The 20,520-nt window shown below is 61.7% G+C and carries 21 protein-coding genes and 1 pseudogene; 11 read left to right on the top strand and 11 right to left on the bottom strand.

Annotated features, from left to right (window positions below):
- Positions 1 to 7 precede the first annotated feature (7 nt).
- The 4 genes from SYN65AY6A5_RS01055 to SYN65AY6A5_RS01040 form a co-directional block, all read right to left on the bottom strand.
- A complete protein-coding gene (locus tag SYN65AY6A5_RS01055; protein WP_099812975.1) occupies positions 8 to 481 on the bottom strand; it encodes a F0F1 ATP synthase subunit B' in 474 nt (157 codons plus the stop codon).
- A 94-nt stretch (positions 482 to 575) separates the two neighbouring features.
- Positions 576 to 821: an ATP synthase F0 subunit C gene (atpE, locus tag SYN65AY6A5_RS01050; protein ID WP_011430931.1), complete on the bottom strand. Its 246-nt coding sequence runs from the start codon at positions 819 to 821 to the stop codon at positions 576 to 578.
- A gap of 229 nt (positions 822 to 1,050) precedes the next feature.
- Positions 1,051 to 1,797, bottom strand: a complete 747-nt coding sequence (gene atpB / locus SYN65AY6A5_RS01045) for a F0F1 ATP synthase subunit A (RefSeq protein ID WP_011430933.1) — start codon at positions 1,795 to 1,797, stop codon at positions 1,051 to 1,053.
- 5 nt (positions 1,798 to 1,802) lie between these two features.
- Positions 1,803 to 2,354: an ATP synthase subunit I gene (locus SYN65AY6A5_RS01040; protein WP_228375272.1), complete on the bottom strand. Its 552-nt coding sequence runs from the start codon at positions 2,352 to 2,354 to the stop codon at positions 1,803 to 1,805.
- A 345-nt stretch (positions 2,355 to 2,699) separates the two neighbouring features.
- Here SYN65AY6A5_RS01040 and SYN65AY6A5_RS01035 point away from each other — a divergent pair, with 345 nt between their 5' ends.
- Both SYN65AY6A5_RS01035 and SYN65AY6A5_RS01030 read left to right on the top strand, forming a co-directional pair.
- Positions 2,700 to 3,284, top strand: coding sequence for a DUF3177 family protein (locus SYN65AY6A5_RS01035; RefSeq protein ID WP_099812974.1), 585 nt, complete (start codon positions 2,700 to 2,702; stop codon positions 3,282 to 3,284).
- Complete coding sequence (locus tag SYN65AY6A5_RS01030) at positions 3,281 to 3,595, top strand: hypothetical protein (RefSeq protein WP_099812972.1); 315 nt, start codon at positions 3,281 to 3,283, stop codon at positions 3,593 to 3,595. The genes SYN65AY6A5_RS01035 and SYN65AY6A5_RS01030 overlap by 4 nt, the downstream gene beginning before the upstream one ends.
- Before the next feature lie 13 nt (positions 3,596 to 3,608).
- Here SYN65AY6A5_RS01030 and gpmI read toward each other — a convergent pair whose 3' ends face one another.
- From gpmI to mnmE, 4 genes are all read right to left on the bottom strand, one after another.
- Positions 3,609 to 5,201, bottom strand: coding sequence for a 2,3-bisphosphoglycerate-independent phosphoglycerate mutase (gene gpmI, locus SYN65AY6A5_RS01025; RefSeq protein ID WP_099883736.1), 1,593 nt, complete (start codon positions 5,199 to 5,201; stop codon positions 3,609 to 3,611).
- A gap of 207 nt (positions 5,202 to 5,408) precedes the next feature.
- A complete protein-coding gene (locus SYN65AY6A5_RS01020; RefSeq protein ID WP_011430938.1) occupies positions 5,409 to 5,933 on the bottom strand; it encodes a tetratricopeptide repeat protein in 525 nt (174 codons plus the stop codon).
- A gap of 42 nt (positions 5,934 to 5,975) precedes the next feature.
- On the bottom strand, positions 5,976 to 6,476 hold the full coding sequence (dps, locus tag SYN65AY6A5_RS01015; RefSeq protein WP_011430939.1) for a DNA starvation/stationary phase protection protein Dps: 501 nt from the start codon (positions 6,474 to 6,476) through the stop codon (positions 5,976 to 5,978).
- Positions 6,477 to 6,594: 118 nt separating this feature from the next.
- The gene (gene mnmE / locus SYN65AY6A5_RS01010; RefSeq protein ID WP_099883734.1) at positions 6,595 to 7,974 is read right to left on the bottom strand and encodes a tRNA uridine-5-carboxymethylaminomethyl(34) synthesis GTPase MnmE; all 1,380 of its coding nucleotides are present in this window, start codon (positions 7,972 to 7,974) and stop codon (positions 6,595 to 6,597) included.
- Between the two features lie 189 nt (positions 7,975 to 8,163).
- On the opposite strand from mnmE, the gene glgP reads away from it, so the two are divergent.
- From glgP to SYN65AY6A5_RS00990, 4 genes are all read left to right on the top strand, one after another.
- A complete protein-coding gene (glgP, locus tag SYN65AY6A5_RS01005) occupies positions 8,164 to 10,764 on the top strand; it encodes an alpha-glucan family phosphorylase (protein ID WP_099812968.1) in 2,601 nt (866 codons plus the stop codon).
- A 161-nt stretch (positions 10,765 to 10,925) separates the two neighbouring features.
- Positions 10,926 to 11,987, top strand: coding sequence for a tetratricopeptide repeat protein (locus SYN65AY6A5_RS01000; RefSeq protein ID WP_011430942.1), 1,062 nt, complete (start codon positions 10,926 to 10,928; stop codon positions 11,985 to 11,987).
- Positions 11,988 to 12,104: 117 nt separating this feature from the next.
- A complete protein-coding gene (gene ilvN, locus SYN65AY6A5_RS00995) occupies positions 12,105 to 12,629 on the top strand; it encodes an acetolactate synthase small subunit (protein ID WP_011430944.1) in 525 nt (174 codons plus the stop codon).
- A gap of 45 nt (positions 12,630 to 12,674) precedes the next feature.
- The gene (locus SYN65AY6A5_RS00990; protein WP_099812966.1) at positions 12,675 to 13,316 is read left to right on the top strand and encodes a hypothetical protein; all 642 of its coding nucleotides are present in this window, start codon (positions 12,675 to 12,677) and stop codon (positions 13,314 to 13,316) included.
- A gap of 188 nt (positions 13,317 to 13,504) precedes the next feature.
- Here the strand turns inward: SYN65AY6A5_RS00990 and SYN65AY6A5_RS00985 are convergent, their stop codons facing one another.
- The gene (locus SYN65AY6A5_RS00985; protein ID WP_099812964.1) at positions 13,505 to 14,251 is read right to left on the bottom strand and encodes a DUF3120 domain-containing protein; all 747 of its coding nucleotides are present in this window, start codon (positions 14,249 to 14,251) and stop codon (positions 13,505 to 13,507) included.
- 138 nt (positions 14,252 to 14,389) lie between these two features.
- Here SYN65AY6A5_RS00985 and SYN65AY6A5_RS00980 point away from each other — a divergent pair, with 138 nt between their 5' ends.
- Positions 14,390 to 15,436 carry a glucokinase gene (locus SYN65AY6A5_RS00980; protein WP_011430947.1) on the top strand — a complete coding sequence of 349 codons (1,047 nt, stop codon included), beginning with the start codon at positions 14,390 to 14,392 and terminating at the stop codon, positions 15,434 to 15,436.
- An 85-nt stretch (positions 15,437 to 15,521) separates the two neighbouring features.
- On the opposite strand, the gene SYN65AY6A5_RS00975 is transcribed toward SYN65AY6A5_RS00980, so the two are convergent.
- Complete coding sequence (locus SYN65AY6A5_RS00975; RefSeq protein WP_011430949.1) at positions 15,522 to 16,097, bottom strand: NUDIX hydrolase; 576 nt, start codon at positions 16,095 to 16,097, stop codon at positions 15,522 to 15,524.
- A gap of 104 nt (positions 16,098 to 16,201) precedes the next feature.
- Here SYN65AY6A5_RS00975 and trpE point away from each other — a divergent pair, with 104 nt between their 5' ends.
- The 4 genes from trpE (at position 16,202) to SYN65AY6A5_RS00955 (ending at position 20,271) form a co-directional block, all read left to right on the top strand.
- Positions 16,202 to 17,698: an anthranilate synthase component I gene (trpE, locus tag SYN65AY6A5_RS00970; RefSeq protein ID WP_099883732.1), complete on the top strand. Its 1,497-nt coding sequence runs from the start codon at positions 16,202 to 16,204 to the stop codon at positions 17,696 to 17,698.
- A gap of 6 nt (positions 17,699 to 17,704) precedes the next feature.
- The gene (locus SYN65AY6A5_RS00965) at positions 17,705 to 18,511 is read left to right on the top strand and encodes a phytanoyl-CoA dioxygenase family protein (protein ID WP_099812963.1); all 807 of its coding nucleotides are present in this window, start codon (positions 17,705 to 17,707) and stop codon (positions 18,509 to 18,511) included.
- A gap of 83 nt (positions 18,512 to 18,594) precedes the next feature.
- Complete coding sequence (chlG, locus tag SYN65AY6A5_RS00960; protein ID WP_071813560.1) at positions 18,595 to 19,659, top strand: chlorophyll synthase ChlG; 1,065 nt, start codon at positions 18,595 to 18,597, stop codon at positions 19,657 to 19,659.
- 156 nt (positions 19,660 to 19,815) lie between these two features.
- Positions 19,816 to 20,271, top strand: a complete 456-nt coding sequence (locus SYN65AY6A5_RS00955; protein ID WP_011430954.1) for a hypothetical protein — start codon at positions 19,816 to 19,818, stop codon at positions 20,269 to 20,271.
- 54 nt (positions 20,272 to 20,325) lie between these two features.
- Here the strand turns inward: SYN65AY6A5_RS00955 and SYN65AY6A5_RS14235 are convergent.
- Positions 20,326 to 20,520, bottom strand: a pseudogene (locus SYN65AY6A5_RS14235) (RNA-guided endonuclease TnpB family protein); the annotation flags it as partial.

Here is a 20,520-nt window from a genome sequence, read left to right as displayed (position 1 = left end):
TGGCCACTTAACGGGCGCTGCCCAACAGCTTCTCGGTGATCTGGGCGGCAATGGCATCCACTTGCTGCTGCAGTTGTTCGAGCGCCGTCTGCTTTTCCTGCTCGATTTGCCGCCGCGCCGCCTCCAGCTTAGCTTGGATCTCCGCCTGGGCCGCCGCCAGCTTCTCCGAACGGATACGGGCCGCAGCCGCTTCCGCCTCGGCGATCACCTGCTGCGCCTGGAGGCGGGCCTGGCCGATCTCAGCCTCGTACTGGCGGGTCAGGGCCATCGCCTTGTCCAGCCGCTCCTGGGCCTCCGCCTGGGTGGTGCGGATGTAGTCGTTGCGGCTGTCGATAACCCGAGTAACCGGCTCGTAGAAGAGGGAGTTGAGCACGGCCACCAGCAACAGAAATTGGACGGCAATGATGGGCAAGGTGGCGTCGAGATCGAAGAGGCCATTTTTCTCGGCAGCTTCAACAGCCAACAGGGTTGGACAGATCATGGGGCCGCACCAACAGAAACGGGATCCAACATCGAACAAGGCAGGGGGCGAACCGGCGCAACAGAGCTATTGATCCGGGCCGCCCCCAGAGACATCAGGCGAAGGGGTTGGCGAACAAGAGCACCAGCGCCACCACCAGGCCATAGATGGTCAGGGCTTCCATGAAGGCCAGGCTAACCAACAGGTTGCCGCGGATTTTGTCTTCTGCTTCCGGCTGACGGGCCAGCCCCTCCATGGCAGCGGCAGCAGCATTCCCCTGGCCCAGACCCGGGCCCAGGGATCCCAGGCCAATTGCCAGAGCGGCAGACAACACAGAAGCAGCAGAGGTTAACGGATCCATAGCAAGATGCTCCTTGTCGTTACAAAACAGATGTTGACACGAACGCAACAGCGTCTTGAGCTTGAGGTGATCTGACCGGAGTAGTCGAGCCGATCGCCTCTTTGTCGGCGGCCTCCAGGCTCAAGCCCTCGGCCCCAACAAACCTTACCAGAGAAGGGATCCCTTGCGACGACCTTTGAAGGAGAGGGGGCGTTGAACTGGGTAGAAGTCCCCACCTTCCCTCCGCAGGTCAATCGTGGTGATCCCCACCCCCATGACCTTCCAGCGCCTCTCCAATGTAAGCGGCCGAGAGGGTGGAGAAGATCAAAGCCTGAATGGCCCCCGTAAACAGAAATAGGATCATCACCGGCACCGGGATCAACAACGGCACCAGCAACACCAACACCGCAATCACCAGCTCTTCTGCCAAGATGTTGCCGAACAGACGGAAACTCAGGGAGAGGGGCTTGGTGAAGTCTTCCAGGACGTTGATGGGCAACAGAACTGGCGTGGGCTCGATGTACTTCTTAAAGTAAGACAGCCCTCGCTTGCTGATACCGGCCACGAAATACATGACGCTGGTGAGCAGCGCCAAGCCGGCGGTGGTGTTGATGTCGTTGGTGGGAGAGGCCAGCTCTCCTTCCGGCAGGGGAATCAACTTCCAGGGGAAGAGATTGCCCATCCAGTTGGAGACAAAAATAAACAGGAACAAGGTGCCAACGTAGGGCACCCAGGGCCGGAAGTTTTTCTCACCAATCTGGGCACGGGCAATGCTTTGGACAAACTCCAGGGTGTACTCGATAAAGTTTTGCAGACCAGCGGGCTCCCGCTGCAGTTGACGAGTCCCCAACAGCACCACGGTCAAGATCAGGGCGATGGCAATCCAACTGGCAATCAAAACTTGCCCGTGAACCGTAAATTTGCCCAGGTGCCAGTAAAGGTGATGACCAACCTCAAGTTCTGCTACCAGAGGAGGAGCGGAGAAGAACAGGTTCATGAGCATCACGCAGAAGAAGATAAACGGGTCAAGGTCTGAACAAGATAAATCAGCAGGGTGACCTTGTAGGTCATGAACCCCAAGAAAATGGGCAAAATCTGCAAAGACTTCACCTGGGTGGCCAGGACGATTAGCCCGACAAACAAAGCCAAACGCGTTACCCCCAGTCGGCTGCGACTTTTGCCCAGTTCCGCGACGCCGCGGCCCAGCATGCGCAGATAGACTACGCCGACGATTGCCCCCAGCAAATAATTGGCAGCCACCGCCGGCGAGTAAACCAAAGCCACCCCCACCGCAATGGCCAGGCTCACCCCCAAGGTGACCAGCACCAACCATAGCTGCAGTGCTTCATAGCTCCTGCCAGCCGTTGTCGCCTTCTCCCGCAAATCCGCTTTGCCCGGGGCAAGCGACGGCTGCAACGCACTCTGGCAGCCCAGACCCGCCTCCTGCTGTGGCGGAGGCGCCGCCTCCTCCAGGGGCGGCAAAGGCTTAGGCTTCCACGGGGTCGCCTTCCAACGGGCAGGACTGTGGGAGAGGAGTCGGGAAGAACGTGCCATGGGAATGAGGTCACCACCTCTGAGGATCTGGCCTTAACCCAAAATAACACGACTAAGTAACAATACTTAACGAGTTGGGCGAGGCCAGGGCGGGATGGAACCTTGCAACTATCGCCTCGAAAGACGACTAGCCCTTCGACAGATGGAGATGTTCCTCTAAGAATTTACCACCTTCGTGGATCGGCAACGGCAAAAATGGAAAACTTTCTGAAAGACCGCGGATGTAAAGTTTTGCCTGGGGTGGCTGAGAAGCTGCAATCTTCTGTTACCTCCTGTTGTTTTGAGGTGGATCCCGCCGATTCTGTTGCTCTATATACTATGGGGCAGTGAGAAGAAAGGGCGAGGATGATCCCAGTGAGTTGGCTGGTCAAGGCGATCTGGGTGGACTACAGCTTGGCTGTAGCGCTGACGGTGGTGCTGCCGTTGGCTCTCCTAATTTGGGCCTTTGCGGTGGGGTTGCGTCCTCTGATTCAGCTCTTGATCGTCTACTGGCGGGTATCCAGCCTATTGGCGGTGACGGTGTATTTGATGATCGGCGGTCTGCCCATCAGTTTCTTGAGCGGGGCGATGGCGCGGCTGTTGATCCCAATGGGTCTGTGGTTCTGGCAGGATTGGAGCACTGCCCTTGAGCAGTCGAGAAGCGGGGCGGCGCGAGCTTTTTTGCTCTGGCGCTGGATCTTGACTGGCTACATGGGGATTGGGATCCTCTTTTCGGGGGCCTTTGTGCCCTGTGCCTTCCGGGCTTCCCTATCGGCAGAGTGTCGAGCTTGGTTTGAGCCGCCGCTGGGGTTTCGAGAAATTTTCCATCCCAATGTGCCGCCGGAGCTGCTGGGGAGCGTGGGGGCCTGGGGCTTGGTGGCCTACCTGCTCTACAGCGTCTACTTTGTCTGGCGGCTGCGGCCTGGCGCAGACAGGGGGGAGCTGGCATGAGTGCTCTGCCCTGGCCGCTGGCTCTAGAGCGCTACAGCCAGGCCCACCCCCAGGAGGTGCTGCGGGTGGAGGTGGAAAGCGAGGGGGAAGCTGATTTGGTGCTGATCTACCGTGGCTATAGCTGCTCCCTGCAGCGGGCTACGCCCCCCGATCCAGAAGTGGCGGTGATCCCTCCCCAGGCTCGCTTTTTGCAACTGGAGCGCCTGAGCGCTCCTTATCACCCTGAGCGCTCGCAGGTTTTGGCCCTCTACCGAACCTGGGAGGAGTTGAGGGCTTGGCTGATCCAAGAAGGGATCCCCGTGGCCGAGTGAGCAATTCCCGGTCTCAGCGCCCCACTGGACTGGGCTGGCGCTGCAGGATGGTGTATTCTGCCGGCTGCAGAAGAGATTGCCCTGTCATCTCGGGGGGCTGAGGCAGGCCTAGGATCTCGAGCAGGGTGGGGCCGACATCGGCCAGGGTGCCGCCAGAGCGCAGCTTGACATCGCCACCGCGACCAGGGATCTTGCGCCTTTCCCCCTCCACCAGGATGCAGGGCACGGGGTTGTTGGTGTGGGCCGTCCAAGGGTTGCCCTGCTCGTCCCACATCAGCTCCGCATTGCCGTGATCCGCCACGATTAAGGTGGTTCCCCCCACGTCCACCACCGCCGCCAGCAGACGGCCCAGGCAGCGATCCACCGTCTCCAGCGCCCGCACCGTGGCCTTGAAGTTGCCGGTGTGGCCCACCATGTCGGGGTTGGCGTAGTTGAGCACCACCAGGCTGTATTCGCGGCGGGCGATAGCTTCGATGGCTTTGTCGGTCACCTCCACCGCTGACATCTCCGGCATTTGGTCGTAGGTGGCCACCAGCGGGCTTTGCACCAAGATGCGATCTTCGCCGGGAAAGGGCTGCTCAATGCCGCCGTTAAAAAAGTAGGTGACGTGGGCGTACTTTTCCGTCTCGGCAATGCGCAATTGCTTGAGGCCGGCCTCGCTCACCACTTGGCCCAGCAGGTGATCCAGGTTCTGCGGCTTAAAAAGCACCTGCACCGGCAAGGTCGGATCGTACTGGGTCATGGTGATGAAGGTGAGATCCGGAATCAGACGGCGCTGAAAACCGGAAAAGTCGGGACAGACAAAAGCTTGGGTAAGCTGGCGGGCGCGATCCGGGCGGAAATTGAAGAAGATGACCGCATCTCCCGACTGCACCGCCCCCGGAGCCAAGCGAGTGGGGGGAATAAACTCGTCGGTAATATCCTGGGCGTAAAAGTCTTCCATCACCTCGGCGGCGCTGCGGCCACAGCCAGGGCCGTCTTCCGTCAGGATCTCGTAGGCCTTCTGGGTGCGCTCCCAACGGCGATCCCGATCCATGGCGTAGTAGCGGCCGCTCAGGGTGGCGATGACGCCGCTGCCCAGCCATTGCAGCTCTTTTTCCAGAGCGGCCAGAACCCTGGCTCCATCGCGGGGCAAGGTATCGCGGCCATCGGTGATGGCGTGGACATAGGCAGGGATCCCCGCCTGGGCTGCCAGCTTCAGCAAGCCGTAGAGATGGTCGATGTGGGAGTGAACCCCCCCCTCAGAGCAGAGGCCAATGAAATGAAAACGGCCCCCCTGCTCCTTGAGCCGATGACAAACCTCCACCAAGAGGGGCTCGTGAAAAAGGGATCCCGTCTCGATGGCGTCGCTGATACGCACCAACTCCTGCGGCACCACCCGCCCCGCCCCCAGGGTCAGGTGGCCCACTTCTGAGTTGCCCATTTGCCCTGACGGCAGGCCCACGGCTCGCCCCGAAGCTTGCAGCAGGGTATGGGGGTAGGTAGCCCATAGGCTGTCCACGACAGGGGTTCGGGCGGCCAGCACCGCATTGCCCTCAGGGGCTTCGCGATAACCCCAGCCATCCAGGATTACCAGAACCACAGGTGCCACCGATTGTGCATCCATGAAATGGCCTCTCGTTTTTTAAGACATAATACCAGCCCAGGCAATACGATACCGAATCCTCCATTCCCTCTCAAGATTTCACCTTTCTTGTGAGGGGAAAAGAAGCAACTCCAATAGTCGGGATTGAGCAGCTACCGCCAATCGATAGGCGAGCTGCCATAAGTATTTATACATATCTGCGCAGACATCTACCCAGATAAAACACGGTCAGCCGCGGGGGCTGGGCCGCAAACGTTTGCGCAGGGACTCGGCGCGGCGCTTGGCAATGGCATTCTTCGGATCCAGTTGCAGCACCGTCTCGTAGGCCTCGAGGCCAGGGCCGTAGAGATTTTTCTTCTCGTAGGCATGGGCCAGATTGTTCCAAGCGGTTACATAGCCGGGATCCGCTGCCACCGCGTCTTTGTAGTAGCGGATGGCCAAGTCGTATTGCCCCTGGCTGAAGTAGGCAAAGCCGAGGGCGTTGCAGACGGGGGGAATGTTCTCCCCAGCCACCTCTAGAGCTTTTTTAAGCTGGACGATGGCCTGGTCGTAGAGGCGCTTTTGCAGATAGACGCTGCCCAACTCGTAGTGCTCCTGCGGGGATCCCTTGCCTTTGCTCAGGCGGGGCTGGAGCTGCCGGATGACTCTTTCCTGGGCCCGTATCCGCAGCACCTCGCGCAGGACGAAGTAGCCCACCACGCTGAGGATACCGGCCAAAGCCACCAGGTACAGGAGGGGAGCGTTGACGCCCATTTTGCCTATCCCGCTTGCCTCTTCAGATTTGCCTTGCCAGCGTTACGCCTGCAGGTGAGCCTCGATCAACCAAAGATCTTTGTCGATCTGGCGCGAGATCTCGGTAAACAGGTCGGCGGTATCGGCGTCCCCCAGTTCGGTACTGCGGTCGATGTTGCGGCGCACCGAAGCGGCATACTGGCCGTAGCGGGCCGCCAAAGCCTGCAGGTGAGCCCGGCCGTCTTCAGCCGTCAGGTCGTACTCCGGCAAGGCTGAGGTTTGGGCGACGATGCGGGCCGTGCCGCGGGCAATGCCCCCCAAAGCTGTAACCCGCTCCGCCAGCATGTCCACGTAGTTCTCCAGAGTGCCGGCAAAGGTGTCGAACATCTCGTGCAGGGCGATGAAGTTCATGCCTTTGACGTTCCAGTGGGCCTGCTTCACCTGAGTTTTCAAATCCAGCGTGTCCGCCAAGGACTGGTTGAGCAGCTCCACCAGTTGCGCGCGGGCCTCCGCCGGCAAGTCGATCTGGGTGGGGTAGAGACGGGTTTTTGCGGCGGTAACCATAGCCAACCTCCTAAGTTGTGTTTCCATTATCTGGGATCCGCCTCGGCTCTGGGGCCTGCTGATTCCCGACTGAGTCCATACTAACACAAACTCGGAATGAGTATGAGTTAGCAAGCGCTTACTTGCCGATGCAGAAGCGGCTGAAGATCTGATCCAGCACCGCTTCGGAGATCTCCTCGCCGGTGATTTGGCCAAGGGCGTGCAGGGCGCCGCGCAGGTCGATGGTCCAAAAATCGAGGGGGAGCTGCGCCTGCATAGCCTGAACGACTTGTTCCAGGCTGGCTTGGGCCTGGCGGAGGGCGGCGGCCTGGCGTTGGTTGAGGCTCACCTCCAGGTTGGGCTGGGGCCGCCCCTGAGTCACAAGCTGCTCCAAGGCCTCTTCCAGCTCCGGGATCCCTTGGCCTTGGGCGGCGACGGCGGGGACGCGGTAGGCGATCTCGGGCGGGAGGCGGATCTTGTCGGCGGGGGCGAGGTCGGTTTTGTTGATCACCAGGATGAGGGGGCGGTGGCGGATGGAGGCATAGATAGCCGCATCAGCCTCCGTCCAGCCGGCCTGGGCGTCGATGACCAGCACCAGCACATCGGCGGTCTGGGCCAGCCGTTGGGAGCGCTCCACCCCTAGCCGTTCCACCGGATCGTCGGTGGCGCGAATGCCGGCGGTATCCAAAAGCTGGACAGGCATCCCTCTGACCACCAACTGGGATTCCACCACGTCGCGGGTGGTGCCGGGCAGGTCGGTGACGATGGCGCGATCCTGGCCTGACCAGGCGTTGAGCAGGCTGGACTTGCCCACATTGGGCCGCCCGACGATGGCCACCTTGACCCCGGTGCGCAGCAATTGCCCCCGCTCGGCGGTGGCCAGCAGGGCCTGCATCTGAGCCTGAATGTCTTGCAGCCGGGCCTGCCAAGCGGGGACGTCCAGGGGGGGCAGATCCTCTTCAAAGTCGAGGCGGGCTTCGATCTCGGCCAATAAACCCAGCAGCTCCTGGCGCAGGGCGCGGATGGACTGCCCCAACTTGCCCTGCAGCCCCGCCAGGGCCATTTGGGCCGCCTGCGGGGAGCGGGCCGCCACCAGATCGGCCACGCTTTCGGCCTGGGTGAGGTCGATGCGGCCGTTCAAGAAAGCGCGCAGGCTGAACTCCCCCGGCTGCGCCAGCCGTGCCCCCTGGCGCAGGCACTGCTGCAGCGTGGCCTGAACCACCATGATGCCGCCGTGGCAGTGCAGCTCCACTACGTCCTCGCGGGTGTAGGAGCGGGGAGCCTGCATCCAGACGGCCAGGGCCTCGTCCAACCGCCGGCCCTTCTCGTCGTGGATCCAGCCGTAGAGGAGGCGATGGCTTTCCCAGACTGCGTTGCGGCGGGCGGGAGTAAAGATAGCCTGGGCAATGGCCAAAGCCCGCGAACCGGAGAGGCGTACAATGCCAATGCTGCCCTGTTCGGGCACCACTGCCGTGGCAATGGCAGCAATGGTATCGGCCAGGGGCGCAGTCAGATCCATCCTCGACAAAGCCCGGCTTGAATTGTCGCAACTGTTGGATTCCCCATCGGCTTTCCCCGATCCCCTGCAGAGGTCTCTTGCGCCTATTGGCGCGCCTCCCCGAAGTCGGAAAAAGCTATAAAAAGCCGTGCGACCCGGTGAAGGCCGGGGTAGCCTGACAGTGGCAACTCACGCTCGTCCCGGATACTTATGAAGCCGTTACGCACGTTCAAGGTCACTCCCTACCTGCCGGCTGCTCTGGAAAGTCTGCGCTTGTTGGCCTATAACCTGCATTTTAGTTGGAACGTGGAAACCCGCAGCCTGTTTCGGCGCATGGATCCAGATCTGTGGGATGCCTGTGGCCACAATCCGGTGGCTTTGTTGGGGCAGATTCGGCAGGAGCGGCTGGACGAGCTGGCGGAGGATCCTGGTTTTTTGGCCCACCTGGAGCGGGCCAGCCAACAGCTCCAGAGCTACCTGCAGGAAGACACCTGGTATCGCAAGTATCGCTCGGCCCAAGCGGTGGAAGGGGAGTGCTACGCCTATTTTTCAGCCGAGTTTGGTCTGGCAGATTGTTTGCCCCTCTACTCAGGAGGCCTGGGGGTCTTGGCCGGGGATCACCTCAAGGCGGCCAGCGACCTGGGCCTGCCGCTGGTGGGGGTGGGCCTGCTCTACCAGAAGGGGTATTTTCGCCAGTACCTCAACCCCGACGGCTGGCAGCAGGAGCGCTATCCCGTTAACGATTTTTTCAATATGCCCCTGGAGCTGCAAAGAGATGCGGAGGGCCGCGAGATTCGCATCGAGGTGGACTACCCCAAACGCAAGGTGTTTGCCCGCATTTGGAAGGCGATGGTGGGGCGGGTGCCCCTCTACCTGCTGGACACCAACATCGAGCCCAACAGCCAGTACGACCAGGACATCACCGATGAGCTGTACGGCGGCGACCAGGATGTGCGCATCCACCAGGAGATCATGTTGGGGATCGGCGGCGTGCGGGCTTTGCGCGCCCTCGGCATCCATCCCACCGTCTACCACATGAACGAGGGGCACTCGGCTTTTTTGGCGGTGGAGCGCATCCGCCTGTTGATGGTGGAGCAGGGGTTGAGCTTTGAAGAAGCCTGGCAGGTGGCCAAGTCCAGCCAGATGTTTACCACCCACACGCCGGTACCTGCCGGGATCGACCTGTTCCCGCCAGACAAAATCGACTACTACCTGGGCTCCTACTACCGCCAGATGGGCCTAAGTCGGGAGCACTTTTTGGCCCTGGGTCGAGAAAATCCAGGCGACTTCCAGTCCCCTTTCAGCATGGCGGTGCTGGCCATCAACATGGCCTCGTTTGTTAACGGCGTCAGCAAGCTCCATGGGGCGGTCGCCCGCAAGATGTTTGGCCCCCTCTGGCCTGGGATCCCGCAAGAGGAGGTGCCGATTACCTCCATCACCAATGGCGTGCATGTCCGCACCTGGGTGGGGGAGGAAAACCAAGCTCTCTACGACCGCTACCTGGGGCCGGATTGGGCGGAGGCTCCCCCCTCGGATCCCCTGTGGCAGAAAGTGGATCGGATCCCGGATGGGGAGCTGTGGCGGGCCCACGAGCGCAGCCGCTCGCGCCTGATCAACTTCGTTCGCGAGCGCCTGGTGGAGCAACTGCAAAAGCGGGCGGCCTCAGCGGTGGAAATTCAGTGGGCCTCTGAAGCCCTCAACCCGGAAGTGCTCACCATTGGCTTTGCCCGCCGCTTTGCCACCTACAAGCGGGCCACCCTCTTGTTTCACAACCTGGAACGGCTCAAAGCCTTGCTCAACCATCCCCGCTACCCGATGCAGTTTATCTTTGCCGGCAAAGCCCACCCCCGCGACAACCCCGGCAAGGAGCTGATCCGGCAAATTGTGCAAGTGTCGCGCCAGCCGGAGTTTCGCCAGCGGCTGGTGTTTATCGAAGACTATGACATGTACATCGCTAGCTTAATGGTGGCCGGGGTGGACGTGTGGCTGAACACCCCCCTGCGCCCCCGCGAGGCCAGCGGTACTAGCGGCATGAAGGCAGCGGCTAACGGCGGACTGCACCTGAGCATCTTGGACGGCTGGTGGGATGAGGCAGATTACTACCAGACTGGCTGGCCCATTGGCCGCGGCGAGGAATACGAGGATCGCGCCTACCAAGACGAGGTGGAGTCCAACGCCCTCTACGACCTGCTGGAACAGGAGGTTGCCCCTCTGTTTTACCAGCGCGGTAGCGATGGCCTGCCCCACGCCTGGATTCGGCGCATGAAGCAGGCCATTCAGCTCAACTGCCCCCGCTTTAGCACCCAGCGCATGGTACTGGAGTATGCCGAGCGGGCCTACATTCCCCTCAGCAACTACTTCGACCGCATGCGCCGCGATAACTTCGAGTCGGCTCGCCAGTTTACCCGCTGGCGCAGCCATCTGCAGGAGAACTGGTACAACATTCGGGTTGTCAATGTCCAGGTCGAACCCCCCAAGAAAGCTTCCGCCGCCGGCCTCCCCTCGGCGCAAAACGACCAAGTGGTGATGGCCCGCGATCCCCTCACGGTGACCGTTGAGGTGCGGCTGGGATCCCTGCAACCCCAGGATGTCATCGTCCAGGCCTACCAGGGGCCGGTGGACGACAACGGCCAGATCCGGAACGGCCAAGCAACCCCCCTGCGCTACGTGGAGACGGTGGAGGATCGGGCCATCTTCTCCGGCCAGATTCGCTACGAGGCCAGCGGCTTGCAGGGGCTGGCCATCCGCCTGCTGCCCTTTCATCCTGACATGCACGATCCCTATGAGCTGCGGCTGATGCTCTGGGCCTAGAATGTCCGTTCCACCCAAAAGGGAGAAGGAAGGGGAACAGCAGGGATCCCCTTCCTATGCGGATCCAGCCTGAACAAGAGAGACTCCCCAAATTCGTGCGGATGGGTGTTTCTCGCTGCCCAATCAGGCAGAATCAGAGAAACCAGCTCCGGGTTGATGCCATGCTCAAAGCCCACGACTCGGCCGGTTTGCGCCTGTTGCTCGCGGCTGCCCTGCTGTTGGGGGGCTTGGCCAGTTGGCGGCAGGATCGCCTCTCGGCAGTGATGGGTCTGGCCAGTGCGGCAGCCATTTCAGCCTTCACCCGCCCCGCCATCTTGGCTTACAACCGGGGTCGCGAACGGTGGCTGAACCGGGATCTGATAGGGGCTGTCGAGCAGCTCAACCTGGCGCTGCAGCAGGATCCCTGTCTGACCAACGCCCACCTTCTGCGCGGCCAGGTTTACCTCGAACTCGGCCAACTTCCCCAGGCGCTGGCGGACTTCGACCAAGCCACCCGGTTGGCCCCGCGCCGGCCAGAGTCCTATCTCTACCGCGGCCTCCTTCTTCAGTTGCAGGGGGATTTGCAGGGGGCAATAGCCGAGCTTGCCGAGGTAGTACGCCGGCATCCCAGCGCCCCCCACCACCTCCGCTTGGCCAACCTGCTCAGGCAACAGGGATCCCTGCCTTCAGCTCTAGCTCACCTGGACGAGGCCATTTGTCGGGATCCCACCTCGGCGCCTGCCTATGCCTGCCGCGCTACGGTGTACGGCTACCTGGGAGAATGGGAGGCGGCTGTGGCCGATTGGTCCCAGGCCATCCGCTGGGATCCCTGTCCGGCCCACCACTATGGGCGGGGCGTTGCCTATGCTTGGGCCGATTGCTATGACGAGGCCATTGCCGACCTCAGCCGCAGCCTCGAGGCAGAACCCTGCCAACCCCACGTTCTCTACATCAGGGGCAATCTTCTCTACGAGCTGGGGGAGATCAAAGCTGCCCTCGACGATTACGACCAGGCCTTTCGCTTGGAAGCCGACGGCAACCTCGGGGATCCCACCGACGAGTACGGCTTGTACGGTCGGGGGCTGGCTTACGGAAATATGGGAGATAGGGCAACGGCTATTTCCAGTTGGCAAGCCGCTTTGCAGGTCAGCCGCCAACACCACAACCTAGTTTTGCAGGAACAGGCGCATCGATCTTTGCGGCAGCTCCAGGATTTGGACGGAGATCCCGGAGCCTTTGGCTAGCGAGGTCGAAGGGATCCCCTCAGAACATTGCCGCGAAACTGGCGTAAAATTTGCTTATCGCCATCTCAATTCCCCTGATCTGCAGTTGGATTTTTCCCACCTCCTTCTGTGGCTGCCGTGAAACACACCCTCAGCGCTCTTGTGCAGGATCAGCCCGGGGTCTTAACCCGCATCGCCGGCATGTTTGCCCGCCGGGGCTTCAACATCGACAGCCTCACCGTTGGCCCCACCGAGCGGCCTGGCATCTCCCGCATCACCATGGTGGTGCAGGGGGATGAGCACGATGTGGAGCAGATGACCAAGCAGCTCTACAAGCTGATCGACGTGCTGAAAGTAACCGACATTACCCATGTCCCCTGTGTAGAACGGGAGCTGATGCTCGTCAAGGTCAACGCCAGCATCGAAACTCGCTCGGCCATCATGGACGTGGCGCAGATGTTCCGTGCCCGGATTGTGGATGTGGCGGAAGAGTCTTTAACTTTGGAAGTGACAGGGGATCCGGGCAAAATGGTGGCCATCATCAAGATGTTAACCAGCTTCGGCATTCGGGAGATTGCCCGCACCGGCCTGGTAGCTCTCACCCGCGAGTCGGGAGTCAATACCGAGTACTTGAAGCAGCACCCCACCGTGGCAGTCGTCTGAGGGGCTTGGCCACGATGCCAACAGAGATTGCTTAGGGAGGAGGCCATGGCAAAACCGGAGAGAAGCCGGCGCCATAGGGGGCAGGCCCTGCGCAATAGCCTGCGTTGCCTGATGAGCCTCCTGGCCATTGGGCTGTTGGGGTTACTGGGGGGCTGTGGCCCCCGACCTCCCAAGTCGGTTGTGCAGCAGGCTCTGGCCTACCAGATCTCCCACCCGGCTGAGCCGGTTGCCTCGCTGGTGGGCAGCGACCGCTTAGCAGGCCGTTTGGAAGTGCAGGATGTCCAAATTCGTCAGGATCGCCGTGAACCCCTGCTGTTGGCCTCAGGAGAGAAACTGGAAGGCCACCACCTCAGCGGCACCTATACCGTAATTGTCAAGCCACCGGGATCCCGCCGCCCCTACCGCCGCAAGGGGGATCCCTTCCAGCTCACCCTGGCCCACCAGAAGGCGCAAAGTTCCCCTTCCCCTGGGGGAGCGCAGCCCAAAACCCTGCCCGAACGGTGGCTACTGGCCCATTCCTCTCCCGATGCCAAGAGCTGGGAGGTCATCGACTTTTTCCCCCAGCCGGCACCGCTGCCGGAGCTGCCTCCTGCCGAACAGGCGTACCGACACCCGACTGACCTTGACGCTCTCCCCGCCCCTATAGCTGGCTTTCGCCCAGGGGTAAGCCAGAGAACTCTTTCCTAGGCTGGAGGACTGCTCCCACCGGAGAAGTCAGCTACCTTCCCTGGGGAGGAAGAGATCCTTCGCGGCTACCTGGCCACAACAAAGCGCTACGTAGAAACTCCAAACAACGGTAGGCAGGCTCCTCTGCAGGCCTCAATGTTGTCCCTTGCGCCGCCATTTTCTGGGTCAGCACCGCAGAGGTGGTTGGCTCAGCGAAGCAAGGCCGCCCCCCACAGAAAGAGCCCATCCACCAACAGGGTATTCAGCACTGCTCCGGCAAAGGCCCAGTGGTGCAAGCGACGGGATCCCTGAATGACCCACAGGCCAACCCCAAGGAGCAGAAGGCTTAAGCCGATGCCCCAAGCTACCCCCCAAGGGGCGGCCATTTTGTCGAGCGCAGCCATAAACGGGACGGTTGCCTGATCCAGCCGGTCAAACCGCATCGCCTGCCGCCACTCCGGCAACAGCCCCACCGAGTAAATGTAAAGATCTGTAACCGCTGTGCCCCACAAGGAGCCGAGATAGAACCAGGTGCCGATGCGGGCAAAGCGTTGCCGTGCCCCCCACCAGACCATCGGGATCCCCAGAGCTTCCACCGGCATGTGCCAGAGGGGCTCCCAGCGCAGCCAGCCCCAGTAGAAGGATCCTGCCAGCCAAGTCAGCGTGAAGCCGTAGAGCAGATCCCCCCAGATGCGGGTGCGGGGCCGCGAGTAGAGCCGCCAGCTAAGGCCCAGCCAGCCTAGAGTCATCGCCAAGCTCAGCCAAGGGCTATAGCGCACCAGGGGCGCTGCCACAAAAACGGGTAGGCACACCAGCACAGCCGCCGCTCCCCCGATGGCGTGGTGAGAGGGAAACCGCCTTCGCAGAGAAGAACGGGGAATCTCCCGTCCGACTGGGCCCTGGGAGGCCAGGGAAGGCTCTTCTTGGAGAGGCGGCGAACAAGAGGTAGGAAACAAAACGCAATCTTAGAAACTTTTACATCAGTTAACATAGCATCTTCCCTGCCCTTTCCCGCCCCGGCCGAGAGGGGCCGGCGTTGCCAGGGTACTGCCGAAAATGTCAGGGTGAGAATAACGCGCTGCCCGGAAAACACTATGGAGTTGCTGTTGGCGGGAGATATCGGGGGCACCAAGACCAGCCTCAGCCTCTTCAATGCCCAAGATCCCGATCACAGCCTCTACCACTGCCGCTACGCCAGCCAGAGCTATCCCAACCTCACCCCGGTGGTGCTGGAGTTTCTGGCCCAGGCACGGCAGGAGCTGGGGCGAGATCCCCAACCGGTTGCCGCCTGCTTTGCTGTGGCCGGCCCCGTAGTGGAAGAAAAAAGCAGTCCAGGAGCCGGGGGACAGAGGGCCAAAATCACCAACCTGCCCTGGAGCCTGCACTCAAGCCAGTTGGCGGCGGAGCTGGGGATCCCCCGCCTAGCGTTGATCAACGACTTCAGCGCCGTAGGCTATGGGGTGCTGGCCCTGCGAGATCAGGATCTGGAAACGCTGCAGACAGGAGAGCGGCAGCCCCAGGCGCCCATCGGCGTCATCGGGGCGGGCACAGGGCTGGGGCAGGCCTACCTCACCTGGGGAGAAGGCGGCTACCAGGTTCATGCCAGCGAGGGGGGGCATGTGGATTTTTCTCCACGGACCCCTTTGGAATGGGAGCTGCTGCGGTATCTGCAACAACGACATGGGCGCGTCTCCACCGAGCGGGTGGTCTCGGGGCAGGGGATCGTGGCCATCTATCAATTTCTGCGGGATAGCCGCTGGGGCCAGGGAGAGGAGCAGTTGCTGGCCCAAATTGCCGCCTGGGAAAGGGGAGCCAGCCCCGTCGACCCAGCCGCCCAAATTGCCAATGCCGCCCTGGAGGGACGGGATCCCTTGGCGGTGGAGTGTTTGCGGCTGTTTACCAGCTTGTATGGGGCCGCTGTCGGCAATTTTGCCCTGCACCTGCTGCCCCGTGGGGGCCTGTTCATCGCCGGCGGGATCGCGCCCAAGCTCCTGCGCCTGTTGCGGGAGGGAGAGTTTTTGCCCTCCTTTTTGGATAAGGGACGGATGCGCACTCTGCTGGAGCAACTGTCAGTGCAGGTGGTGGTGAACGCCCAGGTGGGCTTGATAGGGGCTGCCCACTATGCCGCCACTTTGCTGTAGAGGTTAAGCCTGTTGGCGGCAGGGATCCCCCGCTCCCTTCTCCCAGGGGGAGAGGGGGGCTGGGCAAGGCGCAGGATGGCCATGCCTAGGGCTTGTTCCTGCTCGCAAAGGCCGCATTTTCCGCTGCCAAAAACAACTGGGCCCGCCAAAAGCAGGTGATGGATTTGCTGTCGAAATCCAGGCCAAAACGGGCCATTTCTGTCAGTTCGGCAGGCGAAAGCTCCACCACCGCAATGTCTTCATCTTCATCCTTGGCCGGTGGAGCATCCAGCACTTCCAGATCCCGCGCCAGGTAGGCGTACATGATCTCGCTGGAATAGCCGGGGCACAGATAAAATTGGCCGAGGGGATCCCAGCGGTGGGCGCGCAGGCCGGTTTCTTCTTCCAGCTCGCGGCGAATGGTTTCATCAGGATGTTCCCCTGGCTCGACGGTACCGGCGGGAAACTCGTAGAGGTAGGCGGCGACGGCAAAGCGATATTGGCGAATGCAGACGAACTTGCCTTCGGCAGTGACCGGCACGGCCACCACGCCGCCGGGGTGGAGGAGGTACTCCCGCTCCCCTTCGGTGCCGTTGGGAAAGCGCAAGCGCTGGCTGACAAAGGTGTACTTGTGGCCTTGAAAGCGCAGGCGCTCGCGAAGGATCTGCGATGGGGTGTGCATGGCAAGGTTGCTCAGAGAAAGGCCCCCCTCAGCTTAATCGGTGGCGGTGCTGTTGGAGCTCCCCCCTTAAGGTAAAGTCAGAGGGGCAAGCGAAGGTGCAGGCCATGATCTCCCCTTCTCTGAAGGAGTTCCTCGCCCTCAGCCAACAGGGCAATTTCATCCCGGTCTACCAAGAATGGGTGGCGGACTTGGAAACGCCTGTCTCTGCCTGGTACCGGGTCTGTGCCGGGCGGCCCTACAACTTTCTGCTGGAATCGGTGGAGGGAGGGGAACAGGTGGCCCGCTACAGCTTCCTCGGCTGCGACCCTTTGTGGGTTTTGCAGGTGCGCGGGGATCAGGCCTTGCAGATCCACCGCGATGGGCATCGAGAGCAGCACCAAGGGGATCCCTTTGCCGTTTTGGCCCGCTGCCTGCAGCCCTATGAGCCGGTGCACCTGCCGGAGTTGCCCAGCAGCATCGGCGGGCTCTTTGGCTACTGGGGCTATGAGCTGATTCGCTGGATCGAGCCCAAGGTGCCCATTCACCCCCTGCAGCCGGGGGATCCCCCCGACGCTATCCTCATGCAGGTGGACAGCATCCTGATCTTCGACCAGGTCAAGCGCAAGATCTGGGTGGTGGCCTTTGCCGACACACGCCAGCAGCCGGCGGAGCAGGCCTACGCCCAAGCCTGCCGGCGGGTGGAACAGTTGGTGCAACAGCTCAGCGCCCCCCTTTCTCTTGCCCACCTCAGCCTCGACTGGAAGCCGCAACTGCCCGATGCCATTCCCCCCAGCACCCTCAGCCGCGCCGCCTACTGCCAGGCGGTGGAGCAGGCCAAAGCCTACATCCGGGCTGGCGAGATCTTTCAGGTGGTGCTCTCGCAGCGCTTCACCACCCCTTTTGCTGGAGATCCTTTCCGGCTCTACCGCTCCCTGCGGCTGATTAACCCCTCCCCCTACATGGCGTTTTTCCAGTTTGGCGATCTCTGCCTTGTCGGCTCCAGCCCAGAAGTGATGGTCAAGCTCACTCGGATAGGGGAAGAGCGCATCGCCACCGTGCGTCCCATCGCCGGCACCCGCCCCCGCGGCGCCACCCCCGCCCAAGACCGCCAGTTGGAGCAGGAGCTGTTGGCGGATCCCAAGGAGCGGGCAGAGCATGTGATGCTGGTGGACTTGGCCCGCAACGACCTGGGGCGGGTCTGCCGCCTGGGATCCGTGCAGGTGGACGACCTGATGCAGATCGAGCGCTACAGCCACGTGATGCACATCGTCAGCAATGTGGTGGGGCAGTTGGATCCCCGCTACAGCGCCTGGGATCTGCTGCGGGCCACCTTTCCTGCCGGCACGGTTACTGGCGCTCCCAAGATCCGCGCCATGCAGATTATCCACGAGCTGGAAGGGTGTCGCCGCGGCCCCTACGCCGGCGCCTATGGCTACTACGACTTTGCCGGCCAACTGAACACCGCCATCACCATCCGCACCCTGCTGGTTCAGGGGGACCGGGTGAGCATCCAAGCCGGGGCGGGCATCGTGGCCGACTCGGATCCGGAGCGGGAGTACCAAGAATGCCTGAACAAAGCGCGGGGCATGCTCATGGCAGTGGCCAGCTTGCAGAAGGAGTAAAGGCTCGTGTTAGCCCAGGTGCACTTTAGCCATGCCGAGCGGGAGCGCCGGCAGCCGGATCCAGAGACCGTAGAGCAGGCGTTTCACCTGTTTTCCACCGAGGGCTACCTGGTGCTGCCGGAGATCTTCCCCACGGCGCTCATCGACAAGCTACACAGTAGCTTTCTGACCACCTACAGCCGCTACTGCACCCACGAAAACCACCCCGACGCCCTGTTGGTGGGCAATCGACGAGTGATGGTGACGGTGCGCCTGGAGGGGCCCTTTAACGATCCCCTGCTCTATGCCCATCCCTTAATCCTGCCTATCTTGCAGCGAATCTTGGGATCAAGCCTGATCCTGAGCGGGCTGGGGGTGGTAGTTTCTCTGCCGGGATCCGCCGACCAACAGGTTCACCGGGATCTCTCCCACCTCTTCGGCGACGCAATTCTAGATGCCATCGTCCCCTGCTATGCCCTGAATTTGCTTATCCCGCTGGTGGAGGTCAACGAAGAGAACGGCATGACCCGCCTCTGGCCTGGCAGCCACGCTGTTTTCGAGGCCCACTACACCGAGCTGGCCCGGCAGATGCCCTTTGTCGATCCGCCGCTGGCCAAGGGATCCTGCCTGCTGTTCGACTACCGCTTGATTCACCTGGGCCGGGCCAATCGTTCTGCTGCTCCCCGGCCCCTCCTCTACAACACTTACAGCCGACCTTGGTTCCGGGATCCCGTCAACTATACCCGACAGCCCCCCCTGGTGATCCCGGCAGCCGAGAAAGAGCGGATCCCGGCCCAGCACCACTCCCTATTCGTGGCAGCGCAGATTGTGTAGAGGAAAGTTTTGAGGAATGTGGGAAGATGCCTCAGAATGGGGGTGGGTATCCCCGTTGTTGAAGTTTGATTGCGCACCCCACCATGAGCGAAAGCACCTCTCAAGAGCCATCTTGGGCGCCGACGGCAGACGAAATGGCCCCTGCTGTGGGTCCTGGCGCAGAAACCGCCCCGGCTCCTGAAGCCGACAAGGGATCCGCCGCCCGGCGTGTCCGCCAACTCTTGGGCATGAAAGGGGCAGAGGTGGAGTCTCGCTCCGTTTGGCAAGTCCACCTGCAACTGATGAAGCCCGTGACCTGGATCCCGCTGGTGTGGGGCCTGATTCCGGGAGCGGCCTCCTCCGGCCACTTCACCTGGACTTGGGAAAACGTGGCCCTCATCTTGGTGGGCATGATCCTGGCCGGCCCCTTGATGACGGGCTACACCCAGACCCTGAACGAATACTACGACCGCGACATCGACGCCATCAACGAGCCCTATCGCCCCATCCCTTCCGGGGCCATCTCCCTGCGGCGGGTGGTCATCCAAATCTGGGTGCTGCTGATCCTGGGGCTGGCGTTGGCCTATGCCCTGGATTGGTACACCGGCCACGACTTTCCGGTGATCACCTGCATTGCCCTGGCGGGAGCCCTAATTGCCTACATCTACTCGGCGCCGCCCCTGAAACTAAAGCGCAACGGCTGGCTGGGGAACTACGCCCTGGGGGCCAGCTACATCGCCCTGCCCTGGTGGACGGGACATGCCCTCTTTGGCGAGCTGAACTGGACAATCTGCATTCTGACCCTGATCTACAGCTTGGCCGGCCTGGGGATCGCCGTGGTCAACGATTTCAAAAGCATGGAGGGGGATAGACAATTTGGCCTCGCCTCCTTGCCGGTGATGTTTGGGGCGATGGGGGCGGCCTGGATCGCGGCGCTGATGATCGACCTGTTTCAGTTCGGCATGGCCTCGTTTTTGCTGGGAGCTGGCCTAAAGCTCTACGCCGCAATTTTGGTGCTGCTGATTATCCCGCAGATCACCTTCCAAGACATGTACCTGCTGCGGGATCCCCTCAACAACGACGTCAAATACCAGGCCAGCGCTCAGCCTTTTCTGGTGTTGGGCATGCTGGTGGTGGGGCTGGCGCTGGGCCGCTTGGGGCTGGGGTAGTCGAGCCGAGGCCAAAGTGCCCATCCTGGCAACCGAGGTGACGGCTTCCGCCCTGGGGTGCTCCCTCTGCCTGGGCCAAGATCAAGTCAGGATCCCATCGGGGATGGCCGATGGATCCCAAAAAGTGGGATGGCCCTGGGCCAAAGGAGATATCCGATGAAGCTGTCTATTCCCCTCCAACTCAGCCTGAGCCTGGCTCTGCTCTTGGGGGCGGTCGTCCCTGCACAAGCCCAGCGGATCGTCATCGACGGGCGCGGGATCCTGGTCGAACCCAGCACCGGTGGCTCGGTCATCCTCAACCCCGACCAGCCGCTCTTGGCTCCGATCCCGCCTGGGGGAGTTCCTTTTTCCCTCGATGCAGAGGGCCAAGTGGTCTCTGCCCCTGGCTACCGCTGCAGCGCCGCCACCGCTGCCGACAACTCTCCCATCATCTGCCGCTCCCAGTTCAACCCCAACGACGTGGTGGTCTACGAGCGGGATGGCCGCTCCAACACCTTCTTCGTCAATACTGACAACCCTGTGATCCAGCCTTCCGGCAGCGGCCTGCGGATTCTGCCCAACTCCGAGCCGGTGCAGCCCTCCGGCAGTGGCTTGCGCATCATCCTCAACTGACAGACGGGAAGCGGCCCCCTGTCTAAGGGGATCCCTCAGGAGCAGCTGATACATTTACGCTGAACACTGCTGAGCATTACTGCTCAGCGGTGAAGCGATAGCATTCTGTCCGTTTCCGTTGTCACTACGCGACGCTGACGCGACCGCGCTACTCGGACGGAGTCCAAACAGAAAGGCGGTATCCCGCAAAGCCCTGAGCATAACACCCAGAGCGCCTTGCCAATCTCGTGGTAGCCTATGGTTGCACTT

This window comes from Synechococcus sp. 65AY6A5 (assembly GCF_002760415.1).
Lineage (GTDB): Bacteria > Cyanobacteriota > Cyanobacteriia > Thermostichales > Thermostichaceae > Thermostichus.
Note: the sequence above shows the minus strand (reverse complement) of the source record. Positions and strands in the feature narration are given on the sequence as shown.

What these genes read in the sequence shown, in the direction of transcription:
- SYN65AY6A5_RS00955 (WP_011430954.1), top strand. Translation starts at nt 19,816, where the DNA reads ATGAAGCTGTCTATTCCCCTCCAACTCAGCCTGAGCCTGGCTCTGCTC.
- SYN65AY6A5_RS00990 (WP_099812966.1), top strand. Translation starts at nt 12,675, where the DNA reads ATGGCAAAACCGGAGAGAAGCCGGCGCCATAGGGGGCAGGCCCTGCGC.
- atpB (WP_011430933.1), bottom strand. Translation starts at nt 1,797, where the DNA reads ATGAACCTGTTCTTCTCCGCTCCTCCTCTGGTAGCAGAACTTGAGGTT.
- dps (WP_011430939.1), bottom strand. Translation starts at nt 6,476, where the DNA reads ATGGTTACCGCCGCAAAAACCCGTCTCTACCCCACCCAGATCGACTTG.
- SYN65AY6A5_RS00975 (WP_011430949.1), bottom strand. Translation starts at nt 16,097, where the DNA reads ATGCACACCCCATCGCAGATCCTTCGCGAGCGCCTGCGCTTTCAAGGC.
- trpE (WP_099883732.1), top strand. Translation starts at nt 16,202, where the DNA reads ATGATCTCCCCTTCTCTGAAGGAGTTCCTCGCCCTCAGCCAACAGGGC.
- SYN65AY6A5_RS01030 (WP_099812972.1), top strand. Translation starts at nt 3,281, where the DNA reads ATGAGTGCTCTGCCCTGGCCGCTGGCTCTAGAGCGCTACAGCCAGGCC.
- SYN65AY6A5_RS01020 (WP_011430938.1), bottom strand. Translation starts at nt 5,933, where the DNA reads ATGGGCGTCAACGCTCCCCTCCTGTACCTGGTGGCTTTGGCCGGTATC.
- SYN65AY6A5_RS01055 (WP_099812975.1), bottom strand. Translation starts at nt 481, where the DNA reads ATGATCTGTCCAACCCTGTTGGCTGTTGAAGCTGCCGAGAAAAATGGC.
- chlG (WP_071813560.1), top strand. Translation starts at nt 18,595, where the DNA reads ATGAGCGAAAGCACCTCTCAAGAGCCATCTTGGGCGCCGACGGCAGAC.
- glgP (WP_099812968.1), top strand. Translation starts at nt 8,164, where the DNA reads ATGAAGCCGTTACGCACGTTCAAGGTCACTCCCTACCTGCCGGCTGCT.
- SYN65AY6A5_RS01000 (WP_011430942.1), top strand. Translation starts at nt 10,926, where the DNA reads ATGCTCAAAGCCCACGACTCGGCCGGTTTGCGCCTGTTGCTCGCGGCT.
- SYN65AY6A5_RS01040 (WP_228375272.1), bottom strand. Translation starts at nt 2,354, where the DNA reads ATGGCACGTTCTTCCCGACTCCTCTCCCACAGTCCTGCCCGTTGGAAG.
- mnmE (WP_099883734.1), bottom strand. Translation starts at nt 7,974, where the DNA reads ATGGATCTGACTGCGCCCCTGGCCGATACCATTGCTGCCATTGCCACG.
- gpmI (WP_099883736.1), bottom strand. Translation starts at nt 5,201, where the DNA reads ATGGATGCACAATCGGTGGCACCTGTGGTTCTGGTAATCCTGGATGGC.
- SYN65AY6A5_RS01035 (WP_099812974.1), top strand. Translation starts at nt 2,700, where the DNA reads ATGATCCCAGTGAGTTGGCTGGTCAAGGCGATCTGGGTGGACTACAGC.
- SYN65AY6A5_RS00980 (WP_011430947.1), top strand. Translation starts at nt 14,390, where the DNA reads ATGGAGTTGCTGTTGGCGGGAGATATCGGGGGCACCAAGACCAGCCTC.
- atpE (WP_011430931.1), bottom strand. Translation starts at nt 821, where the DNA reads ATGGATCCGTTAACCTCTGCTGCTTCTGTGTTGTCTGCCGCTCTGGCA.